At 69.1% G+C, this 17,005-nt stretch carries 23 protein-coding genes and 1 tRNA gene; 15 read left to right on the forward strand and 9 right to left on the reverse strand.

What is annotated here, in order from left to right; genetic code table 11:
* The first annotated feature begins 317 nt into the window (after window positions 1-317).
* The 13 genes from FLV34_RS17590 (at window position 318) to FLV34_RS17645 (ending at window position 9,674) form a co-directional block, all read left to right on the forward strand.
* Entirely contained in the window at window positions 318-1,160 is an 843-nt protein-coding gene (locus FLV34_RS17590; protein WP_147943602.1) for a Scr1 family TA system antitoxin-like transcriptional regulator, read from the forward strand.
* Between the two features lie 97 nt (window positions 1,161-1,257).
* Complete coding sequence (locus FLV34_RS17595; RefSeq protein WP_142649968.1) at window positions 1,258-1,674, forward strand: ATP-binding protein; 417 nt, start codon at window positions 1,258-1,260, stop codon at window positions 1,672-1,674.
* Window positions 1,675-1,796: 122 nt separating this feature from the next.
* Window positions 1,797-1,949, forward strand: coding sequence for a hypothetical protein (locus FLV34_RS40510; RefSeq protein ID WP_168066255.1), 153 nt, complete (start codon window positions 1,797-1,799; stop codon window positions 1,947-1,949).
* A gap of 146 nt (window positions 1,950-2,095) precedes the next feature.
* Window positions 2,096-2,935, forward strand: coding sequence for a sigma factor-like helix-turn-helix DNA-binding protein (locus FLV34_RS17600; RefSeq protein ID WP_260617402.1), 840 nt, complete (start codon window positions 2,096-2,098; stop codon window positions 2,933-2,935).
* Between the two features lie 18 nt (window positions 2,936-2,953).
* A complete protein-coding gene (locus FLV34_RS17605; protein ID WP_142649969.1) occupies window positions 2,954-3,772 on the forward strand; it encodes a protein phosphatase 2C domain-containing protein in 819 nt (272 codons plus the stop codon).
* Window positions 3,773-3,971: 199 nt separating this feature from the next.
* Window positions 3,972-4,382 carry a plasmid replication, integration and excision activator gene (locus tag FLV34_RS17610; RefSeq protein ID WP_142649970.1) on the forward strand — a complete coding sequence of 137 codons (411 nt, stop codon included), beginning with the start codon at window positions 3,972-3,974 and terminating at the stop codon, window positions 4,380-4,382.
* A complete protein-coding gene (locus tag FLV34_RS17615) occupies window positions 4,382-4,657 on the forward strand; it encodes a hypothetical protein (protein ID WP_142649971.1) in 276 nt (91 codons plus the stop codon). Before FLV34_RS17610 ends, FLV34_RS17615 begins: the two co-directional genes overlap by 1 nt.
* Window positions 4,654-4,983 (forward strand): hypothetical protein, encoded by a 330-nt coding sequence (locus FLV34_RS17620; protein WP_147943603.1) that lies wholly within the window; start codon window positions 4,654-4,656, stop codon window positions 4,981-4,983. The genes FLV34_RS17615 and FLV34_RS17620 overlap by 4 nt, the downstream gene beginning before the upstream one ends.
* Window positions 4,984-5,061: 78 nt before the next feature.
* Window positions 5,062-6,495 carry an FtsK/SpoIIIE domain-containing protein gene (locus FLV34_RS17625; RefSeq protein WP_312845770.1) on the forward strand — a complete coding sequence of 478 codons (1,434 nt, stop codon included), beginning with the start codon at window positions 5,062-5,064 and terminating at the stop codon, window positions 6,493-6,495.
* On the forward strand, window positions 6,492-6,683 hold the full coding sequence (locus FLV34_RS17630; RefSeq protein WP_142649973.1) for a hypothetical protein: 192 nt from the start codon (window positions 6,492-6,494) through the stop codon (window positions 6,681-6,683). The genes FLV34_RS17625 and FLV34_RS17630 overlap by 4 nt, the downstream gene beginning before the upstream one ends.
* A gap of 38 nt (window positions 6,684-6,721) precedes the next feature.
* On the forward strand, window positions 6,722-8,296 hold the full coding sequence (locus FLV34_RS17635; RefSeq protein WP_261985819.1) for a helitron helicase-like domain-containing protein: 1,575 nt from the start codon (window positions 6,722-6,724) through the stop codon (window positions 8,294-8,296).
* A complete protein-coding gene (locus FLV34_RS17640) occupies window positions 8,293-8,538 on the forward strand; it encodes a helix-turn-helix domain-containing protein (protein WP_142649975.1) in 246 nt (81 codons plus the stop codon). Before FLV34_RS17635 ends, FLV34_RS17640 begins: the two co-directional genes overlap by 4 nt.
* On the forward strand, window positions 8,538-9,674 hold the full coding sequence (locus FLV34_RS17645; protein WP_142649976.1) for a site-specific integrase: 1,137 nt from the start codon (window positions 8,538-8,540) through the stop codon (window positions 9,672-9,674). The genes FLV34_RS17640 and FLV34_RS17645 overlap by 1 nt, the downstream gene beginning before the upstream one ends.
* Window positions 9,675-9,730: 56 nt before the next feature.
* Here FLV34_RS17645 and FLV34_RS17650 read toward each other — a convergent pair.
* From FLV34_RS17650 to FLV34_RS17670, 6 genes are all read right to left on the reverse strand, one after another.
* Window positions 9,731-9,806 (reverse strand) — tRNA-Ala (locus FLV34_RS17650).
* A gap of 149 nt (window positions 9,807-9,955) precedes the next feature.
* A complete protein-coding gene (locus FLV34_RS17655) occupies window positions 9,956-10,666 on the reverse strand; it encodes an HAD-IA family hydrolase (protein ID WP_142649977.1) in 711 nt (236 codons plus the stop codon).
* 39 nt (window positions 10,667-10,705) lie between these two features.
* Window positions 10,706-10,825 (reverse strand): DLW-39 family protein, encoded by a 120-nt coding sequence (locus FLV34_RS41655; protein ID WP_208802288.1) that lies wholly within the window; start codon window positions 10,823-10,825, stop codon window positions 10,706-10,708.
* Between the two features lie 304 nt (window positions 10,826-11,129).
* Window positions 11,130-11,525, reverse strand: a complete 396-nt coding sequence (locus FLV34_RS17660) for an ATP-binding protein (protein ID WP_142649978.1) — start codon at window positions 11,523-11,525, stop codon at window positions 11,130-11,132.
* Between the two features lie 138 nt (window positions 11,526-11,663).
* Window positions 11,664-12,569, reverse strand: a complete 906-nt coding sequence (locus FLV34_RS17665; protein ID WP_142649979.1) for a helix-turn-helix transcriptional regulator — start codon at window positions 12,567-12,569, stop codon at window positions 11,664-11,666.
* 77 nt (window positions 12,570-12,646) lie between these two features.
* A complete protein-coding gene (locus FLV34_RS17670) occupies window positions 12,647-12,889 on the reverse strand; it encodes a DUF397 domain-containing protein (RefSeq protein WP_185949036.1) in 243 nt (80 codons plus the stop codon).
* Between the two features lie 301 nt (window positions 12,890-13,190).
* Between FLV34_RS17670 and FLV34_RS17675 the strand changes: the two genes are divergently transcribed.
* Together FLV34_RS17675 and FLV34_RS17680 are read left to right on the forward strand one after the other, a co-directional pair.
* Window positions 13,191-13,595 carry an ATP-binding protein gene (locus FLV34_RS17675; protein WP_185949035.1) on the forward strand — a complete coding sequence of 135 codons (405 nt, stop codon included), beginning with the start codon at window positions 13,191-13,193 and terminating at the stop codon, window positions 13,593-13,595.
* 163 nt (window positions 13,596-13,758) lie between these two features.
* The gene (locus FLV34_RS17680) at window positions 13,759-14,580 is read left to right on the forward strand and encodes an SAM-dependent methyltransferase (protein WP_147943605.1); all 822 of its coding nucleotides are present in this window, start codon (window positions 13,759-13,761) and stop codon (window positions 14,578-14,580) included.
* A 213-nt stretch (window positions 14,581-14,793) separates the two neighbouring features.
* On the opposite strand, the gene FLV34_RS17685 is transcribed toward FLV34_RS17680, so the two are convergent.
* Genes FLV34_RS17685 through FLV34_RS17695 form a run of 3 tightly spaced genes read right to left on the reverse strand, consistent with a single transcriptional unit; the run spans window position 14,794 to window position 16,971 of the window.
* The gene (locus FLV34_RS17685; RefSeq protein ID WP_222709544.1) at window positions 14,794-15,666 is read right to left on the reverse strand and encodes an SRPBCC family protein; all 873 of its coding nucleotides are present in this window, start codon (window positions 15,664-15,666) and stop codon (window positions 14,794-14,796) included.
* Window positions 15,663-15,989: a helix-turn-helix transcriptional regulator gene (locus FLV34_RS17690; RefSeq protein WP_142649983.1), complete on the reverse strand. Its 327-nt coding sequence runs from the start codon at window positions 15,987-15,989 to the stop codon at window positions 15,663-15,665. The genes FLV34_RS17685 and FLV34_RS17690 overlap by 4 nt, the downstream gene beginning before the upstream one ends.
* Before the next feature lie 46 nt (window positions 15,990-16,035).
* Complete coding sequence (locus FLV34_RS17695; protein ID WP_205830712.1) at window positions 16,036-16,971, reverse strand: aldo/keto reductase; 936 nt, start codon at window positions 16,969-16,971, stop codon at window positions 16,036-16,038.
* Window positions 16,972-17,005 lie beyond the last annotated feature (34 nt).

Here is a 17,005-nt window from a genome sequence, read left to right on the forward strand (position 1 = left end):
ACGTCCTGACCGCCGCCGACCCCCTGCCCACAGACCTACGCGACGCACTCAAGCAGATCCGCAGCCCCGAAGGTGCGCACTAAATTGAGCCAACTCAGGGCGAGTCGGGTGAATATAGCGGGGCCGGCAGGCGGTTGGGCGGCTCAAGTGCGGCCCCGGCCGTGACCGGGCCCCCAGGCCGCAGCGCGGCCGGGGTCCGCGACGCTGGGCCGTACGGCGGCGCGCCACGCCGCCGCCTTGATCCTTATGAGCGCAATTCAGCAGAGTTCCGCGTGATCGTGCGCCACCTGGTAGAGCGCTAGTGGTAGAACGCCAGCATGGTGGAGCGGCGGGATCGGTTGCGGGAGTTGGGTGAGCTGCTGCGGCGGCTGCGCAAGGATGCCGGGTTGACGGGTAAGGAGCTGGCGCAGCGGGCCGGTTTGGCGCAGCCGACGATCTCGCGCATGGAGACTGGGCAGTTGTTGCCGACGCCGGAGACGGTTGAGCGGGTGGCTGCGGCTCTCCGCCTCGATGACGAGGCTCGCGCTGAGTTGGACGCGCTGCTGGTGCGGTTGCGGGATGAGGTGGCCCGGTTGAAGGGCGGGCTTGCCAGCAGGGAGGCGGCGAACGCTGCGCGGGTGCGTTCATCGAAGTGGGTGGCGGTCTTCTCCTCGGCGATGATTCCGGCGTTGTTGCAGACGGCGGAGTATGCGCGGCTGGCGGTGGCGCTCGGCCGGGATGTGGATGAGGACGATGCGGCCAAGGCGGCGGCGGTACGGGTTGATGCGCAGGCGGTGTTGTTTGAGCAGGGTCGGCGGTTCGCGTTCGTGCTGACCGAGGGTGCGGTGCGTACCTGGCCGGGGTCGCCGTCGTTGATGCCGGCGCAGCTCGACCGGTTAGCCCAGGTCTCGACGTTGCCGCATGTCCGTCTCGGGGTCGTGCCGTGGAAGGTGGAGGCTCCGGTTTTTCCGCTGCATGGGTTCACCATCTACGACGGCACGGTGAGCGTGGTGGAGAGCCTGAGCGGCGACCTGACACTGACGGAGACGGCCGAGATCGAGACCCATGAGGAGGCGTTTGAGGCGTTCGCGGGCGCGGCCGTGTACGGGGATGAGTTGCGGGCGCTGCTGGGGGAGATCGCGGCGGACTTCCGGGAGCTGGCGAAGCAACACCACGACTGACGCATTTATGCGTCGTATTCCTTGAGATGGTTCTAGCGTTGGTCATACGCTCCTGCTCGTAGGCATGTCTAGCCCCCTAGACGACGGAGCGTGTTCCATGCCCCCATGGCGCCTGTCCCGGCACTTCCTCGGCCGTCCCGCCTCGGTCACCGAAGCCCGCCGCTTCATCACCGCGACCCTCGCCGCTTGGCCGGTGGTGGAGTCGGCTGAGCTGATCGTGAGCGAGCTGGCGACCAACGCCGTCCGGCACACCGCCTCGGCCCGGTTCGGTGGCAAGTTCATCGTCAGCATCCAGGCCGAACCCGATCAGGTCTGGCTCGGCGTCACCGACGAGGGCGGCCCCGGCGCCCCCCGGCTCATCCGGCCTGCCGAGGACGAGGGTGGGCGCGGGCTGCTGCTGGTCGCCTCCATGGCCGACAACTGGGGCGTGTACGGCGGCCCGGCCGGTCGTACCGTCTGGGCGCTGCTCAAGGTCGACTCCATCGCCGCCGCCGCGAAGGCGACCTCCCGGTGATGAAGTGCGTGAGCCCGCACGTCCCCGACCGCCGGCAACCCGGCTGCACGAAGCTGCAATGGTTTAAACCGACAGATGGGGCGCGGGTGCGCGTGCTGGCCTGGACTTGTGACTGCCTGGCCATGGTGTATGAGTTGTGCCAGGCGGGCGGACAGGGGTTCATCCGGCGGACCCTGCAGAACGAGGACGCCCCCGAGATCCGCGAGACGCACCACTGGCCCCTCACCCAGGCGCATGAGGTCTGGGCGGACCTGCTGACGGGGAGGGCGCGGTGAGCCCGCGCGGGGTCCCCAACCGGCGCTCGGCGATCCGGGCCGTGGACCCAAAAACCGGCAAACCCGCCAAAACCGTACTGTCAAGGGGGATAGACGGCATTTCGTCTAGGGCTCTAGACTCGGGTGCGCACCATAGAGGAGGAACCGTGTCACCGAGCGACCTGGACAAAATCGCCGCGATCGACGATCCTTACCTGCTGCTCCGGGTTGCCACCGAACGACTCAACGCGGCTCAGCAGGAAGTCACCGAACTGGCCCGGCTGCGCCGCCGTGTCATTCAGGAACTCCACGCCCAGGGCATGTCGTATGCGCAGATCGCCGAGAAGGCCGGCCTGTCCCGCGGGCGTATTCACCAGATCCGTCACACCGGCCCCGCCCCCGAGGGTGCCTTCTTGGGTACGGGCGTGATCACGATAGCCACACCTCTCAAGCAAGAGGCCGACAACGCCCGCCCGGTGGTCGCGATGGAAGACGTCGCCGCCTCCAAGCGCCTGGAAGACCTGGCGCGTGGCTTCGGCCTTACCGTCGAGCTGGAGCACGTCCCCCTCACTGGCGAGATCGAGCTCAACCGGCCGGGGCTGATCGTGATCTGCGGCCCACGCTTGTCCCAAACCATGGGCGCGTTGTATGAGTCCGACCCCGTGTTGGAGTGGGTCAAGGACGGCGCGTGGACACTGCGCGACAGCCGTACGGGCAAGGTCTATCGGTCGGGCTCCGACTCGGTTCCGCCCCGGCCGATCGATTATGCCTACCTTGGTCGCCTCGCGCGGCCGGACGGGCGGGGCAATCTCCTGGTGTTCACGGGCATTCACCCTCAGGGCACTCTCGGCGTGGTTCACCTGATCAGTACCGAGATCAACGCACTGTGGGGGCAGGTGGGCGACAGGCGGTTCTCCTGTGTCGTCGGCGTCGAGTACGACCCTCAGAGCGGGGAACCGGTGAAAGCGGAACTGGCAAGTCCTCTGTACCGGCACGACGAGGATTGAACGACAGGAGACCACACCGTGCGCGTCGCCCTCGCCACCGAAGCCGCCGACCCCGAACGCGTGAATGAGGACTTCGTCGCTGCGACCCCTGACGCGGTGGTCCTCCTCGACGGTTCGGGCACGCCGGTGGGGTCGGAGTCGGGGTGCACCCATGGCGTGGCGTGGTACTCCCGCACGCTCGGCTCAACCCTCCTCACCTCGATGACGCAAAGCACCGGCCCCCTGGCCGAACTCCTCGCCGAGGGCATCAAGGCGACGACATCACTCCACGACTTCACCTGCGACGTCACCCACCCCGGCTCCCCCTCGGCGACCGTGGTCATGCTGCGCCGTATCGGTGACTTCCTGGACTGGCTCGTCCTGGCCGACTCCGTACTCATCCTCGACACAGGCAAGGCTGAGCCGCTGGTGATCTGCGACGACCGGGAAGCCCAGGTCGGCGCCCGCTACCGCAAGCGCATGGACTCCCTCGATTCCAGTACGCCCGAACACGTCGCCGCCCATCGCGAGTACGTCGAGACGTTGCGCAGTCATCGCAACCGCGACGGCGGCTTCTGGGTCGCCTCCGTCGATCCCCTCGCCGCCGAACAAGCCCTCACCGGCAGCATGCCGCATCGTGAGGTCCGAGCGGCGGCGCTCCTGAGCGACGGTGCATCCCGCCTCGTCGACCGGTTCGGCCTCACCACCTGGCGCGGCCTCCTCGACCTCCTCGCCCAGGCCGGACCCGACGAACTGATCCGGCAGGTCCGAGCGGCCGAGCGCTCCGACCCGCACGGGCAACGGTGGCCACGAGGCAAGACCTATGACGACGCCACCGCCTGCTACTGCCGCTTCTGAGCGTTCCGCAGTCACAATCTGATCAGCGGGCTACGCGGCGGCCATCGGTGCGCGACTCTAGGTGCCACCCTGACACTCGTCCACCCCCCTAGACAGTTGCAAGCGAGCTTGCTATCGTCATCCGCATAGCCCCCTAGACAGTTCTCGTCGCGGACCGGCCGCCGCCGTCTAGGGGGATGGACAAAGGAGGTGATGAGCGATGGCGCTGCAAGGACCCATTCCGGTCAGCTTCGAGCTGCTGTTCCCGTACGGCTGCTATGTCGTGGGGGAGGTGACCGCGGCGAGGGACTTCGACGCCAAGCGCGATGTCCAGGCCAAGGACAAGGCGACCGGTCTGCCGATCTGGCAGGTCCCGGTGATGGACGCCGACCCGTCGCTGAAGGCCGCGCAGAAGACAGTGACGGTGAAGATCCTGTCGGAGGTGCAGCCGGTCGTCCCGCCGTCGCTACCGGGTGTGCCGCTGGCTCCGGCCGAGTTCGATGGGCTGGAGATCAAGCCGTACGTGCATCAGGCGACGGGGCGGCTGGCCTACTCGATCTCGGCACGGGTGATGCGGGCTCCCCGCACCGCGGCCGGCAAGACCGCCAACGCTGCGAAGGACGCGGCGTGATGGGGCGGCGGACGGTACGGCCGTCGACGGTGATCAGCGTCAACACCGGGTGCGGGGCCTCGGCCAAGGCCCTGCCGTACCCGGCGCGGACGCCAGTGCTGGCGCTGGACTTCGGTTCGACCTCGGTGCTGGTGACCACCTCCGACAGCGATCGGGTCAGCCGGGCCGATGTCGAGTTCGCCCGCTGCCTGGCGCGTGAGGCGGCCTCGTTCGCCCGGTCGGTGGAGCGGCGGTTTCACGGCCTTCCCAATGGTGAGGGGGTGGCGGCCCGATGAGGCAGAACCCCTACACGCACCTCACCATCGCCATCACCTCCGACGAACGGCCACAGGTGCGCGTCGCGTTCTACACCCCCCGCCTTCGCGCCGACGTCCGGAAGCTGGACTCGGGGCGGCCGTACCTGGTCCTGGAGACCCGCGAGGCGTACATGTCGATCTCCACGACCGGGGCCGGACCCGCCACCGCCAGCGACGTGGAGACCGCCCGGCGCATTTTCGACGCCGCCGCCCGGTACCTGGCCGACTGCGAGCGCATGCACGCCGAACAGTCGGCCACCTCCGACCAGCTCACTCTTCCCGCCACCGGCGAGACGGCGGCCTGACATGCAGGTGGGGCCGCGGGAAGCGGCAACTTCCGGCGGCCCCTCGGTTCTCTTCCTGACTGCGAATCAAGAGAAGAGGTGTCCAAGCTTATGCTCAAGCGCCTTCCCGGTGGCGAGGTGCGCAACCTCGTGTCCACCACCCCGGACACGGCGGTCGTGTTCAAACCGGCCGTCGTCCAGACTCCGGCGCTCCTCACGATCCTGGTCTTCCTCGGCCGCCTGGTCGCCGGGCTCGTTCGCACCCTCCTTACCCACCCCATTGCGGTCGCGGTGCTCGCGGTGCCTTGGGTGATCTTGGTCCGGTACGGCTGGCTTACGGCGGTTGCCGCCGTTACCATCCCGTGCTCGTTGCTGTTCGGCTGGGCGCTGGCCGGCCGGGCCTCGTTCGCGCGCTGGGTGGGCTGGCGACTGCTGGCCTTCTGGCGCCGAGTCTGGGTCTACCGGCGGCACTGGCAACCCGTGATGATCGTCTCCGGGCTCGGCCGTCACCTCCAGGGCCGCGACTACCTGCCCCGCCTGCTGCGGGTCGAGTGCGACGGCTGGGCCGACCGCGTCACCGTGCGCATGCTGTCCGGGCAGTCCGTCAAGGACTGGGCCGACCACACCGACCACCTCGCCCACGGCTTCGGCGCACCCTCCTGCCGGGTGACCGTCGCCAAGGCCGGGCGGCTCGTGCTCACCTTCCCCCGGCGCGACCCCCTCGCCGAACCCCTGCCCGCCATCCCGGTTCCCGATGAGGTGACGGTGGGGCCGGTGGAGGTCGGCCGGTGCGAGGACGGCACACCGTACCGGCTCAAGGTCCACGGCACACACGTCCTGATCGCCGGGGCGACCGGGGCGGGTAAGGGCTCGTGGCTGTGGTCGACCATCCGCGGCCTCCTCCCCGCCATGCGCGCCGGGCTCGTGCAGGTCTGGGCCCTCGATCCCAAGCGGATGGAACTTTCCTTCGGCCGCGCCCTGTTCGGGTCCCGGTACGCGGCCGATCCGAAGGAGTGCGCCGACCTGCTCGATGAAGCCGTGAGCGTGATGCAGGAGCGGGCCGACCGGTTCGCCGGCCTCCACCGCTCCCACACCCCCACCGTCGATGACCCGTTCGTCCTGGTGCTCGTGGACGAGGTCGCCTTCCTCACCGCCTACCAATCCGACAAGCGCCTTCGCCAGCGCATCACGGCGGCCCTGGCTACGCTCACCACCCAGGGCCGCGCGGTCGGTGTCGGGGTGATGGCCGCGCTTCAGGACCCGCGCAAGGAGGTCATGAATATCCGCAACCTGTTCCCCGACAAGATCGCCCTCCGCCTGGACGAGTCGGAACAGGTGGACATGGTCCTCGGCGACGGCGCACGCGACCGGGGCGCCCTGGCCGACCACATCTCACCCATCCCCGAACTCGGCGCGGGCGTCGGCTACGTCCGCCTCGAAACCAGCCCTGACCCGGTGCGGGTCCGGGCGGCGTACGTCTCCGACGCCGACATCCGGGCGATGGTCGCCGAGTTCGCGGGGGTGGGCCGATGATGCGGCGTCTTGCCGACCTCCTGGACGGCCTGCGCTGCTCGTGCTGCCAGGCGCTCGATGTGCTGTGGCTCGACCCGCGCGGCCTGGTCGAGTGCCACGAGTGCGGCCAGAAAGCCGCCGTCATCGTTGACGGCCTCGGCCCATCCGACCTCCTGGACCCCCTCAACGCGTGGGACGGTGACCGGTGACCAACCCGCACGACCGCTCCACCCCACGCGCCATCCGCATGGCTCAGCCGCTCGCGCGGGACGTGGTCGAGGAGATCGCCAAACAGTACGGCGTGTGCATCCGGCCGGTGCCGATGCGGCGGCAAGACATCCTCACCGGACAGGTCGAGGTCATCGACGTCCCCTGCGGGGCCACGCTGGAGAGCAAGTGCCCGCCGTGTGCGAAGCGCAACCGGCAGCTTCGGCAGGCGCAGTGCCGGGAGGGCTGGCACCTCGACCACGAACCCGTCAACCTCCCCGACACCCCGGATGAGTACCAGCGGCATCTCGTGGAGCTGCGGGCCGACGCTCAGGCGTGGCGGGATGAGGGGGGAAAGGCCGGCGGGGACACCACCAACCTGGACGCCGCGATCGTGGAGCTGGATGAGGAGATCAACGCGGCGGGGATGCGCGGCAACGTCCTCGGTCGCACCTCCGGCAAGCGCACCCGCTCGACCAAGCGGCGGCAGGACGCCCCGAACCTGCCCAAGCGGCGCATGGCCACGACCACGCTCGGGCGGACCTTCACCGGCGCCAACGGCAGAACCTACCGGCCGTCGATGTTCGTCACGCTCACCCTGCCCTCCTACGGGCGGGTGCTGGAGGGTGCACCGCTCGATCCCGACCGGTACGACTACGCGCGGGCGGCCCGGGATGCCCTGCACTTCTCCAAGCTGGTGGACCGGTTTGTGCAGAACCTCCGCCGCGTCGCCGGATACGACGTGCAGTACTTCGCCACCGTCGAACCACAAAAGCGCCTCGCCCCGCACCTGCACATGGCGATCCGCGGCACCCTCCCCAGGGCGGAGCTGCGGCAGATCGTCGCGGCCACCTACCACCAGGTGTGGTGGCCACCCACGGATGTCGTGCGGTTCGAGGGTGAGCACCTGCCGGTGTGGGAGGACGGGACCGGCTACCTCGACCCCGACACCGGGGAAGTCCTGCCCACCTGGGACCAAGCCCTCGACGCCCTTGACGCCGACGAGGACGCCCGGCCCCTGCACGTGCTCCGCTTCGGCGACCAGATGGACATTCAGAGCGTCCTCGCCGGGACCCCGGACGCCGACCAGCTGATCCGGTACCTGTCCAAGTACCTCACCAAGTCCCTCGGTGACGCGCTCGGCACCGACGACCCGCGCCGCAAGGCCCATGCCGAACGGCTGCTCGACGCCCTGCGCTTTGAGCCGTGCTCGCCCACGTGCCCGAACTGGCTGCGCTACGGCATCCAACCCAAGGGCGCCAAACCGGGGATGGCCCCCGGTCGGTGCAGGGGCAAGGCGCACAAGCCGGACCACCTCGGCTACGCCGGCCGCCGCGTCCTGGTCTCCCGCAAGTGGTCCAACAAGACCCTCACCGAGCACAAGCACGACCGACGCACCTGGGTCCTGGAAGCCCTCGGCCTGCCCGACGAACCGGCCGACCCCCACCGCTACATCTGGCGACCCGTCAAACCCGGAGACCCCGACCTGGCCCCGATCGGCGTACGGCTCCTGCGGTCGGTTCACGAACGGCAGCGCTGGCGTAACCACCTGGCCCGGCTCGAAGCCGAGGCAGACGGCAGAGATTTTTCGGCAACTGAAGGGAGGGCTGCATGACGAACGCGCTTTCTCCTAACGCGCTACTCCCCCCCGAGGCCCAAGGTCGGCTTCTCCGTGTCGAAGAGGCGGCCGAACGGCTGAACACCTCGGTTCGCTTTCCTCGTCGGCTGATCGCCGAACGCCGTATCTTCTTCGTCCGCGTCGGCCGGGGCGTTCGCATTCCCGAAGCCGCCCTCGAAGCGTTCATTGCGGCCGGGCTCGTCGAGCCGGTCAAAGCGCCGAAGGGACGGGCGGCCTGATGGCGAACAGAGACGGTCACCGGCGTTTCGGCAATATCCGCAAGCTTCCCTCCGGCCGCTTTCAGATTCGCTATCCCGGCCCCGATGGGCGGATCCACACGGGCTCCACGACCTACGCAACCAAGACGGACGCCGACCGTGCGCTCACGCTGCTCGAAGCGCAGATGATCTCTGGAGAGTGGACGGACCTCGATCGCGGCAAAGTCCTGCTCGGCGACTACGCGCGGACCTGGATCAAAGAACGTCCTGGCCTGCGGCCCAAGACGGTCGAGCTCTACACCTGGCTCCTTGAACGGCACATCGTTCCCGGCCTCGGCGAGGTGCCGGTCGGCAAACTCACGACAGCGCTTGTCCGCTCCTGGCGAGCCGCCCTTATAGACAAAGGCGTCTCGGTGTCCACGGCGGCCAAGGCGTACCGGCTCCTCCGGGCCGTTCTGATGACGGCCGTCGAAGAGGACAAGCTGATCAGCCAGAACCCCTGCCGCATCAAGGGCGCGGACAACGAGCAGACGCCGGAGCGGCCCATTCTCACCGTCGCCCAGGTCTTCGAGCTGGCCGACCGGATGGCGGACCGGCGATTCCGCGCGTTGATCCTGCTGACCACTTTCGCAAGCCTGCGTTGGGGCGAGGTCATCGCGCTGCGGCGCTCGGACATCGACATCGAGGCGCGCACGGTCCGCGTACGCGAACAGCTCATCGAGCTGGACGGGGGAGACATGGTGCTCGCTCCGCCCAAGTCGCGGGCCGGCAAGCGGACGGTCAGCATCCCCTCGGCCATCGTTCCGGCCCTCGTCGACCACCTCGACCAGTTCACCGGCACGGGAGACGACGCGTTCGTCTTTCTCGGCAAGCGCGGTGCGTTCCTCCGCGGTGGCAACTTCCGGCGTGAGGCCAAGTGGGCGGAAGCGCTCAAGGAGATGGGCGTCAAGGGGCTGCACTTCCACGACCTTCGGCACACCGGCAACACACTCGCCGCGCAGTCAGGCGCGAGCCTCGCCGACCTCAAGGCCCGGATGGGTCACGACAGCGACCGAGCCGCGCTGATCTACCAGCACGCCACCCGCGACGCAGACCGGAAGATCGCCGACGCGCTTAGCGCGCGAGTCGAGGCGGAGCGCGATGCCGGCAAGAGCTAATGGCACGTTAATGGCACGAACGCCGCTTCCCATGATCGTGGAAGCGGCGTTTTGGCTGGTGGAGCCTAGGGGATTCGAACCCCTGACTTCCTGCTTGCAAAGCAGGCGCTCTGCCAGCTGAGCTAAGGCCCCGTGACGGGTGCGAACTGCGCAAATGTGCAGATCCACAGGCCGCCGGTGCATACACGGTAGCAACAGCCCGCACTCGAGCGCCACTCGATACCGCCCGTGCCGCCCGCGTGGCCCCCGGCGCCGGGAAAACCTTCGAGGGAGACGGGCGATCAGGAGGTGGCCACGGGCGAGGCGCCGACCTCGTTGGCGAGGACGAGCCCGGGGAAGTCGGCGATGGATTCGATGATGTGGGTGGCGCCGCCGCCGATCAGGCGGTCCTTGCTGTGGACGCCGGTGAGAACGCCGGCGACGATCGAGGCGCCCGCGCGCCGGCCGCACAGCATGTCGCTCTCGGAGTCGCCCACCAGGGCGACCTGCCGTACGTCGTCGATGCCGGAACGCAGGATGGCGGTGAGCACCATGTCGGGGTAGGGACGGCCGCGTCCGGCGTCTTCGGGACACAGCGCGAGATCCAGCATGTCGACCCAGGTGAGGGTGCTCAGCACCCGTCCCAGGGTCGCCCGGCTGAATCCGGTGATCAGGGCGATCTTCAGGCCCGCGTCGCGGAGCTTCGTGATGGCCTCGACGGCCCCCGGAAGCGGCACGAGACCGGCCCGTTCGATGGCTCCCTCGTACGAACGCTCGAAGGTCAGGTTGGCGGCCTGCGCCTGGGCTTCGTTGCCGGGGAAGATGCCCCGGAAGACTTCGATCTTGGGACATCCCCGAGACCTGTGCACATGCACCATGGCACGGGCATAGGCACTGGTCCCGGGGACGATGCCCTGCGTGGCGATCGCCTCGGCGAACGCCCGTTCCACCATGTCGATGTCACCGATCGTGGTGCCGGCCAGGTCAAGACAGGCCAGCTTCACGGGGCTCATTCCCGTACCCTTGCCACGATCAAGCACCATCCCTGGTGGTCAGTTCTCGCTGCCGGTGGCCTCGGTCCACAGGTCGAGCTCGGCACGGTCGGCCTGCACCTTGCGCCAGACCAGAAGCCCGCCGACGGCGACCAGAGCGAGAACAAGCAGCTTCTTCACGGTGTGACCCCACTTCTCGACGGTCTCACCTGCCGGGTGAGACAACGCCCGGTTCTACGGTTCCCTGCAGCCTAGCAAGGCTTCGGCCTCCGGCCCGGATTGCCAGAAATTCCGGTGCACCAAAATCATGATTACGGCCCGCCCCGCATGCCTGCCGTCCGACCCTGGCGGCAGGGCGGCGAGATCAGAAGTGCCCAGCTCACAACGGTGCTAACCCTGCGCGGGGATCATGTTCGGGGAGATGAGGAGGCCCGTTTTCGGTCAGGCGGCCCCCGCTCCGCTCTCAGCGGAAGTCGGATGTCGTTCAGTCGAGCGCCGCGCAGAGGCGGATCGTGGTTCCCTCGGCTCCCGTACGCACGACGAGGTCGGCCAGGCGGTTCATGAGCCACAGTCCGCGTCCCCCGAAGTCGAACCGCGTGACCGTCTGCTCGCGTTCCAGGGCCTCGTCGGGTATGCCGGGGCCCTTGTCGGTGATCTCGGCGACCAGCGTCCCCGCCTCGCGCCACATGGCGATTCCCCGCGGCGGCGAGCCGTACCGTACGGCGTTGGTGACCGCCTCGTGCACCGCGAGCACGAAGTCCTGCAGGGCCACGCCCTCAAGACCGGCCTCCTGCGCCGACACCATGACGAGATGCCGCACCCTGGTGACCGAACTTCGGTCGAACTCCAGGCTGAGCAGGCTGCCCGCCAAGGTTCTCACCGCCCTCCTGCTTGCCCACGGTGGTAGTCACTCCACTTACCTCCCACGGGCGCCTGACACGTATTTCCAGGTGCGGCTTGCGCCATCGTTTCCTGTGGGCGTGCGGCAGCGGGGTCGCGCAGCGACGCTAGCGCATCGTCACAGCTCCGTCAGGAGCTGCTGCAACATCCGCTTGGTGTCCGTCACCGGCCTGGCCTGGATGCACAGCCGTTCCATGACGGCGAGATAGCGGTCGACGTCATCCCGCTTCTCCAGGTAGATGGCGCTGGTGAGCTGTTCGAGATAGACGACGTCGGGCAGGCCGACCCCCGCGAAGCGCAGGATGCTGAACGGCCCGCCGGCGGCGGCGTGCCCGCCGGCGCTGAACGGGATGATTTGGAGCGTTACACGAGGAAGGGTGATCATTTCGAGCAGGTGCTCGATCTGGGCCCGCATCCCCCGGGACCCGCCCACCGGACGTCGCAGCACGGCCTCGTCGATCACCGCCCACACGGTGGGCGGGTCCGGCCGGACCAGCACCTCCTGGCGGTCCATCCGCAGCCGGACGCGGCGCTCGACCTCCTCGTCCGACGCGTCGGGGTGGCCGAGTCGCACGACCGCTTCGGCGTACTCGGGGGCCTGCAGCAGCCCGGGCACGAACTGCACCTCGTAGCAGCGGATCGCGCTCGCGGCCTGCTCCAGGCCGACGTACGCCTCGAACCAGGACGGCAGGACGTCGTCGTACTTGTGCCACCAGCCGTGGGCGTTGGCCTGCGCGACGAGGGAGAGCAGCGCCTCGCGCTCGCTCTCCTCGGTGACGCCGTACAGCGTGAGGAGATCGGCGACGTCGCGGCGGCGGAATCCGACCCGCCCGAGCTCCATCCGGCTGATCTTGGAGTGGGAGGCGCGGATGGCCTGGCCGGCCTCCTCCAGGCGGATGTGCCGGCTTTCGCGGAGCCGCCGCAGCTGGGTGCCGAGCAGGATGCGCAGGACGGTGGGGCTACGGCGTGATCGTGCCGCCAGGTCGAGCGGGTGAGGCACACCCTCGGTAGGGGCCGCAGTCATATGGGGTCCTTTGAGGTGCACCGACGTTTACGCCACGTTAACGATACCCGCCGCGCCGGGCCGCGCAAGTGGCGAGATCATTTCTCTGCTTCGTCCAGAAGGTCGTCGAATTCGCCCTCCTTGACGGAGCGGAGGAATGCGGCCATGGCCTGTAGAGACAGGATCAGCGCAGGTCCGCACGTGTGCCGGGAGTTGCGTACGGCCACCCGCCCGTCGGACAGCAGGGCGATCTCGACGCAGTTGCCGCTCGGATTGCTGTGCCGGCTCTTGCGCCAGTCTTGCCGTCCCAGTTGTGAAGAGGGCATTCCGTTGTAGATCATGGACACGGGGCGCCTCGTTTCGGAATCCCAGCCCAAGCAACGACATTCGTGCGTTTGCACGTGCATCTGTACTTGCACAGGAGCATCAATGGGAGCAGTATGACTTACTGAGTCATCCCGCCACATGGTCGACATCAACCTCATAAGGCTCTCAATGACTGGTTATCGGACAGACCGCGCTTCCCTCGCAGAAGCCGATAGCGGTGCCCGGGACCCCTGGCTGGGCACACTTGAGCAGGTCTTTCCGGATGGCAAGCGCTGGCCCTGGACCTGCGGCGAAGAGCCGTGTGGTGTCCCCCAAGTGGCGGTGCACGAGTTCCACCGTGAGAGCCTCGCCGCGCGCACCGCGCGGCGTTTCACCGCCGGGGTGTTGCAGACCTGGTCCATGGATGACGTCGCCGACGACGCCGCGCTCGCGGTCTGCGAACTGGTCACCAACGCGCTGCGCCACGGCCTGCGGCACCAGGCCATCCATCCCCTGCCGGTGCGCCTGTTGATGTTCCGCTCGGCCCGCGCGCTGCTGTGCATGGTCACCGACCCCAGCAACGACGCGCCGGTGCTGCGCGAGCCCGACTACGTCGCGGAGACCGGGCGCGGCCTGCAGGTCGTCGCCGGGGTCAGCCGCATGTGGGGCTGGGCACGGCTGCGTCCCGTGGGCAAGGCCGTGTGGGCCGGCTTCACGGCCGAGGCCGCCGGCTACCGCTGATCCCTCCAGCCAGGAAGCACCCTCCAGCCTGGCAACACCCTCCAGCCGGGAAACACCGCCCGGAAAGCACCTCCGGAGAAGGTCCGCTCGCAGGCGCGTACGGATCCTCATCAAGGCCCGTCTTGCACCGGTAAGATCGGTGATCAGGCCTGAACGGAGGATCATGCCGGGTTTCCCCCCGGTCGAGCCTGTGGGTTTCGACCCGTCCGTCCCGAACGAGGCCCGGGTCTACGACTACTGGCTCGGCGGGAAGGACAACTTCGCCGCGGACCGCGAGGCGGCGGAAGCCGCGCTGCTGATCGCGCCGGAGCTCCCCCTGATGTGCCGCGAGGGGCGGAAGTTCCTGCGCAGGGCCGTACGGTTCCTGGCCGCGGCCGGGATCCGCCAGTTCGTCGACATCGGCTGCGGCCTGCCGACCCAGGGCAACGTGCACGAGATCGCACAGGAGTGCGCTCCCGACGCCCGCGTGGTCTACGTGGACAACGACCCGGTCGTGGTCAGCCACGGCCAGGCGCTGGTGGAGGACGACGAACGCGTCGCGGTGATCCGCGGCGACGTACGCGACCCCGGCTCGATCCTCACCCATCCGCGGCTGCGTGAGCTCGTCGACCTCGGCGAGCCCGTGGGCGTCCTGCTCGTCTCGGTGCTGGCGGCGATCAACGACGACGACCTCACGATGTCCATCACCGCACGGCTGCGCGAGGCGATCGCGCCCGGCAGTTATATGGTCATCAGCCACGCGATCTGTGACCTCCGGCCGGAGGTGACGGACAGGCTCGCCCTGCTGTTCGCCAGCGAATGGGCGGTCAAGGACGACGGCCGCCTGCGGCTGCCCACCCAGGCCGAGATCCTGCCGCTGTTCGGCGACCTGGAAATGGTGGAGCCCGGCCTCGTCCAGGTGCCCGAATGGCGACCGGAGCCCGGCGAGCTGCGACCACCGAAAGACACGGTCTGGTCGGTCGGCGGCGTCGGCCGCAAGCTTTGACCGACCGGCCGCAAGCGGTGACCACTCGCCCGCGACCACCAGCCGGTCGGCCGCGAACGTAGCCACCTGGCCGCAACCACCAGCCCGGTCAGCCGCGAACGTAGCCACCCGACCACGAACCCGGCCACTCGGCCGTGACCACAGCGGGTCGGCAGCGGACGCCGGCCGCTCGGCCGCGAGATGCTCGACCGGTGACGGCCGCGCCTGCCGGGCTCAGGCGAGCAGGCCCCGCGCCAGCGCCTCTATCCGGTCCCGCCACGCCCGCAGCGGCCCGTCGGGGTCGGGCAGGCCGGTCTCGGTGACGACCAGCCGGGCGCCGTGCCCGGTGCCCTGCGACAGCTCCCAGCGCACGCGCCTGCCCGGCTCGCCGGACTCCACGTACGCGGGAAGCCCGGCGGCGGGTTCCCGTACGGCGGTGACGATCCCCTCGCCGATGCCGCCGGGCACCGGCGCGCCCGGCGTCGCGGCGGGCGCGCCGGCGGCCGTCCAGCCCTCCTCGACCGGCCGGGTGAGCTGGCGCTCGAAGCGCACCCGCCAGCCGCCGCCCGCCTGGTCGCCAAGGCTCTCGTCCAGCCGCTCGGCCGTGCCCTCCGCCAGCCCGAGCGCCTCCACGTACGCCTCATGGAGGTGGGCGAAGTTCCCCTCGGGCCACTGCGCGGGCCGTCCGCCGACGATCGCGTCCATGGCGTCGAGGCAGACCTGCCAGCCGGACGCGTAGCTCGCGGCGGCGGGCCGGTCCTGGAAGACCTGGGTGAACACGAGCAGGCAGCCGCCCTCGTCGGGCAGCAGCTCGAAACGCAGGATGTTGTCGCCCTCGCGCGGCATCTCCCGCGGCGCGTGCTGGAGGAAGGCGAACAGGCGGGGCGGGTCGAGCTCGGTGATCTCGGCGTCCATCGTCATGCCGCCGCCGTCGAAGGCGATCTTCCCGCCGACTCGCAGGTCCATCTCGACGACCTTGAACGGGAACCACTGGCCGAGCCGGTCGGGCTCGGTGAGCGCCCGCCAGACCTTCTCCCGGGGGTGGGCCAGCCTGCGCTCCATGCGCAACGCCGCCTGTCCTTCGTACATGCCGAGTGTCGCGTTCACGGTGTCTCCTCTGACTGATCGGGCATCGCGTCCAGGTGTCGTTCCAGCGCGTCGAAGCTGTCCGACCACAGCCGCCGATAGGGCGCGAGCCAGGCGTCGATCTCGGCGAGCGGCTCGGGACACAGTTCGTACCACCGGCGCTGGGCGTCCCTGCGCACACGGACCAGCCCGGCCTCCCTGAGCACCTTGAGGTGCTTGGAAGTGCCGGGCTGGGTGAGGCCGAGCCGCTCGGTGAGCTCCCCGACCAGGCGAGGACGTTCGAGCAGCAGGTCGAGGATGCGCCGCCTGGCGGGCTCGGCGAGTACGTCGAAGGTCGCTGACATGCCCTAGAACATACCCGCTCAGCTATATAGCCACAACGGCATATTATCAGCTCGCGATCTCGTTGAGCTCCTTCAGCGCCGCGTCGTCCGGCCGCCACGCCGCCGCCGCGACGTTGGCCTTGATCTGCTCGGGCCGGGTCGCCCCCGCGATCACCGAGGAGACGGCCGGCTGCGCGAGCAGGCCGCCGATCGCGACGTCCAGCAGGGTCACGCCCTGCCGCTCGGCGAACTTCTGCAGCCGCTCCACCACCTCGAACCGCGCGTCGGTCAGATACTCCGGCCGGCCCTGGAGGCGGGTGCCCGCCGGGGGCTCCTCCCCGCGCCGGTACTTGCCGGTGAGCAGGCCGTTCGCCAACGGGAAGTACGGCAGCAGGCCGATGCCGTGGTGCAGCAGCGCGGGGACGAGCTCCCGCTCCACTCCGCGGTCGAGCAGGCTGTATTCGTTCTGCGCGCTCACGAAACGCTCGAAGCCGCGGGTGCGGGCGATCCAGTCGGCGTCGGTGACCTGCCAGGACGCGAAGTTGGACGAGCCCACATAGCGGACCTTGCCCTCCCGCACCAGGTCGGTCAACACCGACAGGGTCTCCTCGATCGGCGTGGAACCGTCCGGGAAGTGCAGCTGGTAAAGGTCGATCCAGTCGGTCTTGAGGCGGCGCAGGGACCGCTCGACCGCCAGGCGGACGTAGCGCCGCGAGGCCCGCGCACCCCAGTCGGGCCCGTTGGCGCCGTTCAGGTCGCCGCCGAACTTGGTCGCGATGACGACCTGGTCACGCCGCCCCTTCAGCACCTCACCGAGGTACGCCTCCGACTCGCCGTAGATGTCGGCCGTGTCGATCAGCGTGACGCCGGCGTCGAGCGCCGCGTCGACCACGGCGCGCGTGGCGTCGATGTCGATCCTGCGGCCGAAGTTGTTGGCGCCGAGGCCGAGAGCCGAGACGACGAGTCCCGAGTCCCCCAGCCGCCGGTAGGTCATTTCGGTCATGCCCGTGGATCCCTTCTCATGGAGCATCTCCCTG

Origin of the sequence: Microbispora sp. CSR-4 (assembly GCF_008033685.1) — a bacterium.
Classification (GTDB): domain Bacteria; phylum Actinomycetota; class Actinomycetes; order Streptosporangiales; family Streptosporangiaceae; genus Microbispora.